Here is a 7925-nt window from a genome sequence, read left to right on the forward strand (position 1 = left end):
TCACCGGGCGAGAAGGCGGCCGACAGTGGGAGGATTCGCGGAAGTACCGGCCCCACCAGGGGCCTTCGAGAATGTGGGGGTTGGAATGAGGGTGTGGATCGCCGGCGCCGGCTATGGCCGCGGAGCCGTGCTGGAACAGGAGGACGCGCGCATCCCGGTGGCCGACCACGGCATCACCGTTGGAGACGGGGTCTTCGAGACGGTGCGCGCGCAGAACGGGAGGCCGTTCGCGCTCACCCGGCACCTGAAGCGCCTGGCCCGCTCGGCGCGCGGCCTGGGCATGGACGAGCCCGACCTGGACCTGGTCGCGGACGGCGTCGCCCAGGCCGTGGCGGCCAACCCGGAGCTGACCGACGCCCGGGTGCGGATCACCGTCACGGACGGTACCGGACCGCTCGGTTCGGACCGCGCCGAGGGTGAACAGACCGTGATCGTGGCGCTGGGTCCCTTCCCCGCGATCGCGCCGGTCACGGACGTGGCCGTGGCCCCTTGGCCGCGCAACGAATTCGGTGCGCTGGCTGGGCTGAAGACCACTTCCTACGCCGACAACGTGCGCGCCCTGGCCTACGCGCGCGAGCGGGGCGGATCCGAGGCGATCTTCCGCAACATCAGCGGCAACCTGTGCGAGGGCACGGGCAGCAACATCTTCGTGGTGCTCGACGGCAGGCTCGTCACCCCCTCGCTGTCAGCGGGTCCGCTGGCGGGCATCACCCGGGAGCTCGTGCTGGAGTGGTTCGGCGGTGAGGAAGAGGACGTTCCGATGGAGCGGCTCCCGGACATCACCGAGGCGTTCCTGACCTCGACCGGCCGTGACGTGCAGCCGATCCTGCACATCGACGAGCTGCGGGTGTCGGCGGAGCCGGGGCCGGTGACGGCGAAGGCCATGGCGGTGTTCGCGGAACGCTCCGCGGCGGACCTGGATCCGTGACCGCTTTCGCTCCGTGAGCGGTGCCTCTCCTGCTCGGGAACGCGGAGGATCAGGGTGCCACGCGGAGAACCGGCGGCACTCGGAGAACAGGAAACGGGGGACGGCGCCCAGGCGCCGTCCCCCTATGGCGTCCATGCCGCCCCCTGGGTGTGAGCGCGGAATGCTCCAAGAGCAGGCCCTAGGAGTGGAGGTGCTGCTGGATCTCCTCGTCGAGGTCCACGAACTGGGCTTCCTGCCCGGCCGGGACGATCTCGTAGGTGCGGTGGAGGAACTCGGCCAGGGGCGAGACCTGGGTGTCGAACTCGGCCTGGCCGAAGGGCGAGGAGAGCGCGATGCTGACGGAGCGGTCTCCGCTCTCGTCCTTGGAGGGCCACACGCGGACGTCGCCTTCGCCGACCGGGCGCACGATGCCCACGGTGAGGAGCTCGCGCGCGAAGATCCACTCGACGGGGTTGTCCTCGCCGGTGTGGAAGGCGACGCGGATCGCGTAAGGGTCGTCAGAGCTGTAGTCGAGTTGTGCGACCAGGGGAACCGAGGTGCGCTCCGGGACCACGAGTCGCAGGCCCAGCTCGGCGGTGGCAGTGGTGTCGCTACTGTTCATGTTCGCCAAACCTTTTCTCGTCCGGCCCAGTAGTCCTGGGTCACGGGCCGGTTGCCGTCTCACTCGCTCCAACGCGGTTACCCGCGGACTATGACGTGAGTACGGAGACTTTCTTGGTCGGTGGGACCGGAGGTCTCGCTGCCCGCCCAGCGGGGCCAGCGCGCCGCGGGGCGGCACCACGATCCTTCGTCACTGTAATGACCAGGAGAAACCAAAGATTTCCCCATGATGGGTGTCCCGTGTCACGCGCAGGTCAATCCGCGGTCGTCTCGGGAGGGTTCACGAGGGCGGGAACTCCTACTCATTGCGGGGATCGCGGGCGGCAAAGAAATCCTGTGGGGCCCGACTGATCGCGTTGTGTGACCTCCGTCACGTGCCTGTGGTGCTGCTGGGCGGGTTCGGGTGCGTTGACCACTCCCGAACATGCGCTAGAGTTTTTCTTGTCCGGCCGAGAGGGCGGACAGGGCAGCAGCCCAAGGGGCGATTAGCTCAGTTGGCTAGAGCGCATCGTTCACACCGATGAGGTCACTGGTTCGAGTCCAGTATCGCCCACAGAAAGCAAGGGCCGTCTCCGTATCGTACGGAGACGGCCCCTCTTTTTTGGTTTTGGTCCGGTCAAGCCCGAGCAACGTGCGCCACTGCGCGGAGGAGCGGGTTTCGGAGGCTGGTCGGGAAGGGAAACGTCCGTGCCTTATCGGCGGTCTCCTCGGCCTACTCGGCGGCCGGGTCGGGGGGAGTGTTCCGTCCTCGGCGCTCGGCCTTGGCGGCCTTTTGCTCGCGGCGGCGCTCCAGGTACTCGTTCTTGGTGCGTAGGAACCACCTCTCGCCCTTGCGGGCCCACACCCGCACGGGACGCAGCAGCCGGTGGGCCCAGCGGAACTCGGTGCTGAGGATGACCAGCCCGAGCAGGATCGAGGCGATGCCGGGGCCGGGGATCACCAGCATGACGACGCCAGCGAGGGCGATGACGGTGCCCACGGTGCCGACCAGGATGCGCCACGGCAGGTGCAGAGCCGGATGGGTGTGCATGCGTCTGCGGAACAGGCGGAGCCGGGCGCGCAGCCGCCTCCACCGGCGTCTGCGGGCATGGTGAGAGGGGGATGTCTCCGGGGCCGGAGGGCCGTTCGGTGGGCTCGGTGACATGCGCTCACAGTATTCGGTCGATGCGACTGGCTGCATTCGGGTCGAACTCGGGGGCGTGGTCGGATGTCTGCTGATTGTCACCGATCGAGAGGGCTCGATCAATGGTTGGCACATCACCTGTGGAAAAACCCACGGATACGTGATGTTCCATGACAGAACCTTCTGTTCTTGGCCGGTGTGTCCGCTCTGCAGTGCTTCGGTGCCGACCCGTGGAGCACGGGGGACCCGCTGGCGCGTCAGGCCGAATTCCCTGGCCGAATCAGGCGGTCCCGTCCCACGTGGCCTTGCTCCGCCCGCTCCCGCCCGGCCTGTGGACAACCAGAAGCGACCCCGCGGCTGAGCCGATAGCATCGGGGGTGCGAAAGGCCTCGCCGCGGTTGGCGGCGGCCGGTTCGTATCCACGACATCGACGTATCCCTAGGAGTCACCGTGTCCGCCGCGTCTGAGCTGCACATCACCCTCGCCGGAACCCCGCGTGCGGTGGCGGCCACGACTACCGCCGGGCAGGCGCTGGAGGCGGACGGCCGGACGGTCATCGCCGCCATGGTCAACGGTGAGCCCAGAGACCTGGCCCTCGAGCTCTCCGACGGCGACGCCGTCGAGCCGATCGCGGTCGACTCCGACGAGGGGCGGGCGATCCTGCGCCACTCCACCGCGCACGTCCTCGCCCAGGCCGTCCAGGAGCTCTTCCCCGAGGCCAAGCTGGGCATCGGCCCGCCCGTCGAGAACGGCTTCTACTACGACTTCGACGTGGCCGAGCCCTTCACCCCGGCCGATCTCAAGAGCATCGAGAAGAAGATGCAGCAGATCGTCAAGCAGGGGCAGCGCTTCGACCGCCGTGCGGTCTCGGACGAGGCCGCGCACGCCGAGCTGGCCACCGAGCCCTACAAGCTGGAGCTCATCGGCCTCAAGGGCGGTGCCGCCGAGGCAGCCGAAGGCGCCTCCGCCGAGGTCGGCGCCGGCGAGCTCACCATCTACGACAACGTCCACCCGCGCACCGGCGAGCTGTGCTGGAAGGACCTGTGCCGCGGGCCGCACGTGCCCACCACCAAGGCGATCCCGGCGTTCAAGCTCATGCGCACCGCCGCCGCCTACTGGCGCGGCAAGGAGACCAACCCGCAGCTGCAGCGCGTGTACGGCACCGCGTGGGAGAACAAGGACCGGCTCAAGGAGTACCTGACCTTCCTGGAGGAGGCCGAGAAGCGCGACCACCGCAGGCTCGGCTCGGAACTCGACCTGTTCTCCATCCCGGACGAGATCGGCTCCGGCCTGGCGGTCTTCCACCCCAAGGGCGGCATCATCCGCCGGGTGATGGAGGACTACTCGCGCAAGCGCCACGAGGAGGCCGGCTACGAGTTCGTCTATTCCCCGCACGCGACCAAGAGCGCCCTGTTCGAGAAGTCGGGCCACCTCGACTGGTACGCGGACGGCATGTACCCGCCCATGCAGCTCGACGGCGGCCAGGACTACTACCTGAAGCCGATGAACTGCCCGATGCACAACCTGATCTTCGACGCGCGCGGCCGCTCCTACCGCGAGCTGCCGCTGCGCATGTTCGAGTTCGGCACCGTGTACCGGTACGAGAAGTCGGGCGTGGTGCACGGCCTCACCCGTGCCCGCGGGTTCACCCAGGACGACGCGCACATCTACTGCACCAAGGAGCAGATGGCGGACGAGCTCGACTCGCTGCTCACCTTCGTGCTGGACCTGCTGCGCGACTACGGGTTGGAGGACTTCTACCTGGAGCTGTCCACCAAGGACCCGGAGAAGTACATCGGGGACGACGCCAACTGGGAGGAGTCCACCGACGCGCTGCGCCGGGCAGCCGAGAAGCAGGGCCTGGAGCTGGTCCTGGACCCGGGCGGCGCGGCCTTCTACGGTCCGAAGGTCTCCGTCCAGGCCAAGGACGCCATCGGCCGGACCTGGCAGATGTCCACGATCCAGGTGGACTTCAACCTGCCCGAGCGCTTCGACCTGGAGTACACCGCCGCCGACGGCACCCGTCAGCGCCCGGTGATGATCCACCGCGCCCTCTTCGGTTCCATCGAGCGGTTCTTCGCCGTCCTGCTGGAGCACTACGCGGGCGCCTTCCCGGCGTGGCTGGCCCCGGTCCAGGCGGTGGGCATCCCCATCGCCGACGAGCACGTCCCCTACCTCCAGGAGGTCGCCGCCAAGCTGCGCGCGGAGGGGATCCGGATCGAGGTCGACGCCAGCGACGACCGGATGCAGAAGAAGATCCGCAACGCCCAGAAGCAGAAGATCCCCTTCATGCTGTTGGCCGGTGACGAGGACATCAGCAAGAACGCCGTGTCCTTCCGCTACCGCGACGGTTCGCAGAACAACGGTGTCCCGGTGGACGAGGCGGTGGCCGAGATCATCGCTGCCGTCCGCGACCGCACGTAGGCGGGACCGGTCGGCCGAGGGCCCCGGAACGCCGAGAGCGCCCGTCCCCATGTCGGGGCGGGCGCTCCGCAGTATCCGGGAGGGACTTGATCAGTCCTGCTCACGCAGGCTCTTGGGGGCCTTGTCCTCCTTGAAGAGGTCCTCCCGGGAGATCTTCGCGGTGGCGTTGGGGTCGTTTGCGGTCTCCTCTTCGTCGTCGCGGAAGAGGTCCTCCCGGGAGATCTTCGCGGTGGCGTTGGGGTCGCTCATTCGGTCGTACTCCTTGTGCGTTGGGGCAAGCCGGATTTTATCCGCCCCGCCCGCACCGGCCGCATTTTCGGGTTCGTGTACACGGAGTTGTGATCTGAATGCGCTGTGCCTCACGGGCCGGTGGCGTTGCGCTCCCACGCGTGGGTGGGGATCCGGTCCAACAGGTCGATCAGGTAGTCGGCCGCGGTCATGGCACGGTCCGGGTCTAGTCCCATGGATGCCCAGGTCAGGACGTGTCCGCCGCTGAAACGCACCGGGAAGGCGCGCGACCGGGGGTCCGACAGCATCCATAAGGCGGTGTCGTGGCCCAGAATGGCCCGGGTGAAGTGGTCGTCGTCACTGACGGTGTGGAAGGCATCGGCGAAGGCCCGGTCGGTCTCCTCCGGGCTGCCCGGGTTTCCGGAGGACACCGTGTGCGCCAGGTTGCGTCGGCGTAATTCGAGGTCGGCTCCGGGAGCCGGGGTGCGGACGGCGACGATGCGGTAAGTGTGGCGGACCTGCCCGGTGGCGCGGCGCGCGGCCTGGGCCGTGGTGTGGGTGGCTTCGAAAGCGGTGACCTGGTGCGGGCCGCGGTGGCCGGTGATGACGTGCTGGGCCCGCGGATTCCGGCCCTGCACGGCCCGGGGCAGGGTGGTGTCTTCCAGGGGACGCGGGTGGTGCTCGGTGTAGTCCCACCCGTGTTCGCGGGCCCACCCGCGCAGTTCGGCGGCCCGCTCCTTGCGAAAGTGCGCGGATACCGTGATCGCACCGGCCGACACCACCACGGCGATCAGGGCGATCACTGACAGGGCGCCTTCCATCCGGTGCTCCTCCGGTGGGGAATGTGAGGCGGCCAGGGACCCGAAACGGCCTCGCCGGGGCGGGCCGGGTCGCGGCGAACCCGGACATCAGGGGGCCCGCACTGGCCTTGTGCGTCCATTCTGTGCTGAATGTGGGTGCTTGTCACCCCTTGGTGTCGACCTCAGATAACCCTTCGGAACAGGTTGGCAACCTGGGTGTTTACCAGCCACTTCCGCCCCACAGTCGCTGGTGGATCGCCGTGACCGAACTGCGGTGCCCCTGCCAGCGGGGATGCGGGAATCTGCCGTGACCAGCGCAGACCCTGCCGGTATCCGCTGCCGGGGCGTGCGTGGTTCTGCTCGGAGGGTCGCGCATCGCGTGCAGAGGGCAATGTGTGGCCGGAAGTGGCCAGGGGCGGCGGGGGTGCGGAGGAGCCGCGCCGTCGCGGAACCCTCCGTGACTACCGGGAGCGGTTCCGGGCGCCGCGGGCGCCGCTCAGGACCCGCAGGATCCGTTCCGGTGCGGGGCGGTGCGCCGGGGTCGGGCTGAGGGCCGCGCGCACCAAGGAGAGTAGTTCCTCGGAGACTCCGGTGAGGGTGACGTCACCGCGCAGGACCCGCTGGGTGACGGTGTCCGCGTTCCCGGCCCCGAAGGGGTTGCGGCCGGTCGCGGCGAAGGCGGCGAGCTGGCCCCAGGAGAACACGTCGGAGGCGGCGGTGGCGGGTGCGCCCCGGAGGCGCTCGGGCGCGATCCAGCCGGGGGTGCCCGTCCCCCCGCTGCGCTGAGCTCGGGCGGAGCCGTCCAGCGTGAGGGCGAGGCCGAAGTCCAGGACCCGGGGTCCGTCGGGGGAGAGGATGACGTTGCTCGGTTTGAGGTCGCGGTGCACCAGCCCGGCCCCGTGGATGTCGGCCAGGGCCGCGGCCACCCCGGAGGCGAGCCCGGTCAGGGCACCTCCCCGCAGCGGGCCGGCCCCTTCCACCTGTCGGCGAAGGGTCGGTCCGGATACGTAGGCGGTGGCCAGCCAGGGGATGTCCGCCTGGGGATCGGCGCCGTAGAAGCGGGGGACGTACGGCGTGCGGAGCCGGTGCAGAGCGCCGATCTCCCGGGCGAACCGGGCTCGGAACTCCGGTTCGTCGGCCAGTTCCGGGTGCACGGCCTTGACCGCGACGCGGCGGCCGAAGCGGGTTCGGGCGAGGTAGACGGTTCCCATGCCGCCGGAGGCGAGCCGCCCGACGAGGCGGTGCGGGCCCAGACGGACGGGGTCGTGCGCGCCGAGGGGCGTGGCGGGCCCGGGAGAGGGGGTGGTGGGGGGAGGAGGCACTGAGGTGGACCTCGCTGGGGTAGGGCGTGCGGGGGTTGATCATCTTTTCAGTGGCGGAACCGTCACGCACACGGAGATCACGGCACGATGGATGCGCCGGGGCCCGGAGTGTTCGGTGTGAGGGGAGTTCCCGTGCCCAACGGGTGGAGGTGTGCAGGGGGGCCGCCCACTCCGAGGAGGGAAAGGAGAGTGCTCCGCGCCGGTGTTTGGGTCGACCTTGACCAGCTGCGGTGCTTCCATGAAATTCATACAGTGCGGCCCCAAAAATATTTCGAAGAATGGTGTTGTGGATGGGGGTCTTCTTGGCTGGGATCCTCTGTTGGCTGGGCTTTTTCTGTCGGTTGACGGTTCCCTCCTTTCCCGCCGCCCGATTGTGGCCGTCTCCGCTGCGCGCGTCAAGGTCGTCGCCGTCGAAGCGCTGGCGCGCTGTCGAGGGCGCTCCACCTTGACCCGCTTCGCTGCGACGGCGGGTCGGCGGCTATCAGGAAACGTTGTGTCCT

At 69.0% G+C, this 7925-nt stretch carries 8 protein-coding genes and 1 tRNA gene; 4 read left to right on the forward strand and 5 right to left on the reverse strand.

Features of this window, described 5'->3' with window-relative positions; genetic code table 11:
• Positions 1-85 precede the first annotated feature (85 nt).
• Positions 86-928 carry an aminotransferase class IV gene (locus ACYVDG_RS18105; protein ID WP_460753901.1) on the forward strand — a complete coding sequence of 281 codons (843 nt, stop codon included), beginning with the start codon at positions 86-88 and terminating at the stop codon, positions 926-928.
• Positions 929-1106: 178 nt separating this feature from the next.
• On the opposite strand, the gene ACYVDG_RS18110 is transcribed toward ACYVDG_RS18105, so the two are convergent.
• Positions 1107-1529 (reverse strand): SsgA family sporulation/cell division regulator, encoded by a 423-nt coding sequence (locus ACYVDG_RS18110; protein WP_460753904.1) that lies wholly within the window; start codon positions 1527-1529, stop codon positions 1107-1109.
• 478 nt (positions 1530-2007) lie between these two features.
• On the opposite strand from ACYVDG_RS18110, the gene ACYVDG_RS18115 reads away from it, so the two are divergent.
• Positions 2008-2081 (forward strand) — tRNA-Val (locus tag ACYVDG_RS18115).
• Positions 2082-2240: 159 nt separating this feature from the next.
• On the opposite strand, the gene ACYVDG_RS18120 is transcribed toward ACYVDG_RS18115, so the two are convergent.
• Entirely contained in the window at positions 2241-2558 is a 318-nt protein-coding gene (locus ACYVDG_RS18120) for a PGPGW domain-containing protein (protein WP_460753907.1), read from the reverse strand.
• Positions 2559-3101: 543 nt separating this feature from the next.
• Between ACYVDG_RS18120 and thrS the strand changes: the two genes are divergently transcribed.
• On the forward strand, positions 3102-5075 hold the full coding sequence (thrS, locus tag ACYVDG_RS18125) for a threonine--tRNA ligase (RefSeq protein ID WP_460753910.1): 1974 nt from the start codon (positions 3102-3104) through the stop codon (positions 5073-5075).
• 90 nt (positions 5076-5165) lie between these two features.
• On the opposite strand, the gene ACYVDG_RS18130 is transcribed toward thrS, so the two are convergent.
• The 3 genes from ACYVDG_RS18130 to ACYVDG_RS18140 form a co-directional block, all read right to left on the reverse strand.
• Positions 5166-5324, reverse strand: a complete 159-nt coding sequence (locus tag ACYVDG_RS18130) for a hypothetical protein (protein ID WP_460753913.1) — start codon at positions 5322-5324, stop codon at positions 5166-5168.
• Between the two features lie 110 nt (positions 5325-5434).
• Entirely contained in the window at positions 5435-6124 is a 690-nt protein-coding gene (locus tag ACYVDG_RS18135) for a hypothetical protein (protein WP_460753916.1), read from the reverse strand.
• A 440-nt stretch (positions 6125-6564) separates the two neighbouring features.
• The gene (locus tag ACYVDG_RS18140; protein ID WP_460753920.1) at positions 6565-7425 is read right to left on the reverse strand and encodes a serine/threonine-protein kinase; all 861 of its coding nucleotides are present in this window, start codon (positions 7423-7425) and stop codon (positions 6565-6567) included.
• 238 nt (positions 7426-7663) lie between these two features.
• On the opposite strand from ACYVDG_RS18140, the gene ACYVDG_RS18145 reads away from it, so the two are divergent.
• A partial coding sequence (locus ACYVDG_RS18145; protein WP_460753923.1) for a hypothetical protein occupies positions 7664-7925 on the forward strand: 262 nt, incomplete at its 3' end.

This window comes from Nocardiopsis oceani, from assembly GCF_054777395.1.

Excerpts from the sequence above, each read along its gene's own strand:
- ACYVDG_RS18120 (WP_460753907.1), bottom strand. The coding sequence starts at position 2,558 with ATGCACACCCATCCGGCTCTGCACCTGCCGTGGCGCATCCTGGTCGGC.
- ACYVDG_RS18110 (WP_460753904.1), bottom strand. The coding sequence starts at position 1,529 with ATGAACAGTAGCGACACCACTGCCACCGCCGAGCTGGGCCTGCGACTC.
- ACYVDG_RS18135 (WP_460753916.1), bottom strand. The coding sequence starts at position 6,124 with ATGGAAGGCGCCCTGTCAGTGATCGCCCTGATCGCCGTGGTGGTGTCG.
- ACYVDG_RS18105 (WP_460753901.1), top strand. The coding sequence starts at position 86 with ATGAGGGTGTGGATCGCCGGCGCCGGCTATGGCCGCGGAGCCGTGCTG.
- ACYVDG_RS18130 (WP_460753913.1), bottom strand. The coding sequence starts at position 5,324 with ATGAGCGACCCCAACGCCACCGCGAAGATCTCCCGGGAGGACCTCTTC.